Source organism: Candidatus Cloacimonadota bacterium (genome assembly GCA_011372345.1).
Classification (GTDB): domain Bacteria; phylum Cloacimonadota; class Cloacimonadia; order Cloacimonadales; family TCS61; genus DRTC01.
This window is the reverse complement of the sequence record DRTC01000661.1, coordinates 1-2,533: the sequence shown is the minus strand read 5'-3', so window position 1 is coordinate 2,533 and position 2,533 is coordinate 1. Positions and strand designations below refer to the sequence as shown.

Below are 2,533 nucleotides of genomic sequence, written 5' to 3'. Positions count from 1 at the left end.
GATTCTCCTGAAGATATAGAAAACCAGTTTGAGCCTTTTGAAATTGAAGGTATTACTTCGACTATTTATCCTTATAAGGGTCAATTACGAGAAAATCGGATTTATGCCTGGCAGGTTAGTGCAGTTCTTTCTTCTGTAGCAGAATCTACACTTGAGGATTATAAAAGCGCTATGTATGTTTTCACGATTTCCGAAGATACGGAAGTAGATCTCGAAGTTATGATGCTCCGGAACACTTTGGAATTTTTACAGCAACTGGAAATCGAAGGAGTTGACGAGATACTGAAGTTACTGGAAAGTGGTTATACATTCGATGATGTCAAGCAGGGAACCGGTAATATTTCTATCAGAGAACTTTGTGATCTGCTTTCATCCGACGATCAGAACATCAAAAAAATAACGGTCAGATAGGAGAAAAAAATGAAAACAAAAATATTATTTATCCTGATCATAATTTTATTTGTCTCGATCTGTCAGGCAGAAGATTCTGTTGCCTTGACTCTCAAGGCAAAAGGGAAAGTCGAACTAACCAGGGGAGAAGAAAATTCCGATATAAATACAGGAGATGAATTATACAATAAAGATGAAATCGAAAGTATGGAAGATTCTTTTGCTGCTTTTAAGTTCATTGACGGAAGTTCTGTCGTGAAATTATTTCCTAATAGTATTCTCACGATAAATGCCAAAAAAGAAGGAGATAAACTGGATAAAAAAAGTTACCTGAAAATGGGAGAACTGTGGTCAAAAGTAGTGAAGAAAACAGGTGTTTTTGAAGTTGAAACTCCAACAACGGTTGTTTCTGTCAAAGGAACTGAAATCCTGGTTTCACATTCCAACGAAAAAGGAACTACTCTTTTCACTTTTTCCGGAGATGCAGAGATCAAGAATAAAAGGGATGGGAAAACAGCAATGGTCGGAGCAAATCAAAAAGCAAATCTTACTCCTGATGGTCAGATCGAAGTTTCAGGAATTAAAAAAGGTGATATTGATGAAGGAATACAGCAGATGATGGAAGATGAAGAGTCATCCGAAAATATCGAAATCGAGCTGAAGAATGATAGTGGAGAAAAGAAAACTATCACTATTGAATTTGAATAGGAGGAACTGATGAGACGGATATTTTTAATTGTCATTCTGATATTTTGTCTGCAAATATTAACAGCAGAAATTACACCTTATCATGAACTACCGATCTCTTTTAAAACTCATGAAGCACCTGTCATTGAACTTGAAATTCAGAATGGTTTTAATGAGATCGATAAAATCTATGTTTATTTTCGAGAAGCAGGAACATTAACTTATTATGAACAGGAAATGATGAAAGGAACTGAAACCGATCCGTATTTTCGTACTGCTCTGAACGATGCTTCCGAATATACGACTGAACTCGAATATTATTTCGAGATCGTGGATGTGAACGAACTGAGAACTTCCTTTCCGGAAATGCAGCCCCAGATAAATCCATTTAAAGTTGCTTTTGAAAAACCACAATCATTTTCCGATTCTTTTGTGAGATTAAGTCCTGATGAAGAACTTTCCGACCTGACGGAGGATTTTATTGTAGCGATTTCTTATTTCTCAATTGCAGATGAAGTAGAAGAAGGTTCGATCAAGTTAACTTTGAATGGAGAAGACATCACAGAAAATGCAAAAATAAGTAAAAACCTGATCCTTTATAAAGATCTGAATAAACTCCCGGGAAACTATACTTACCAGGTTTCAGCAGCACTTAAAAACGGCAAGACCATCAATTCCGAAAAATGGTTTACAAAAATCAAAGAAGTCAAATTTGAAATGCCCTGGAATTTGACCGGTAATGCGGTTGGGACATATTACGGCTATTCCGAAAGTGTTGATGATGAAACCGGACATGAGGGAAATTTACTTATCAATTTAAGCGGATCACAAAACTGGTTGAGAACAAAATTAAAACTGTTTATTTCTTCTCTGGAAACAAAATATGCACAACCTGTAAATCGTTACAAAATTTCATTTTTAACTCCTCATTTTGATCTGATCGCAGGAGATCATTCCCCAGATTATGGAAGTTTTGTCTTGAATAATAAAAATATCAGAGGTATTCATACAAATCTGCATTTTAAGATGTTCAGAATGCTGCTTTCTTATGGTCAGAATAAGAGAAAAATCGAGGGAGAAGAAACTGCTCCTGATGAATATTCAGCAGGAACATTCAAGAGAAATACTGTAGCGATGAGAATGGAGATCGGAACAAAGAAAAGTTTCCTCTGGGGATTGAATGTTGCCAAGAATAAGGATTCAATGAAATCTCTCGATGAAAAATATTATCTGGAAGTTGATGCAAACGGTGATACTGTTGCCATGACAACACCGCAAGATAATATCATTTTAGGAATGGATACCAGACTTGCTCTGATCAATCAACGGCTTGTCTGGGGAACGGAAGTAGCCTTGAGTTTGTATAATAATAACATCATCGATGGAGCTCTTTCTCTTGATGATCTGGAGGATCTTGGTCTTGATGCTGATCTACCCATCGATCCGGCTGATTTCG

Annotated in this window: 2 protein-coding genes; both read left to right on the top strand. The window is 36.4% G+C overall.

Annotated features, from left to right (window positions below; translation table 11 throughout):
• The first annotated feature begins 420 nt into the window (after window positions 1-420).
• Window positions 421-1,098, top strand: a complete 678-nt coding sequence (locus ENL20_12695; GenBank protein HHE39408.1) for a hypothetical protein — start codon at window positions 421-423, stop codon at window positions 1,096-1,098.
• A gap of 9 nt (window positions 1,099-1,107) precedes the next feature.
• Window positions 1,108-2,533 (top strand): hypothetical protein (locus ENL20_12690; protein ID HHE39407.1); only part of this gene is annotated, 1,426 nt, incomplete at its 3' end.

Excerpts from the sequence above, each read along its gene's own strand:
- ENL20_12695 (HHE39408.1), top strand. The coding sequence starts at position 421 with ATGAAAACAAAAATATTATTTATCCTGATCATAATTTTATTTGTCTCG.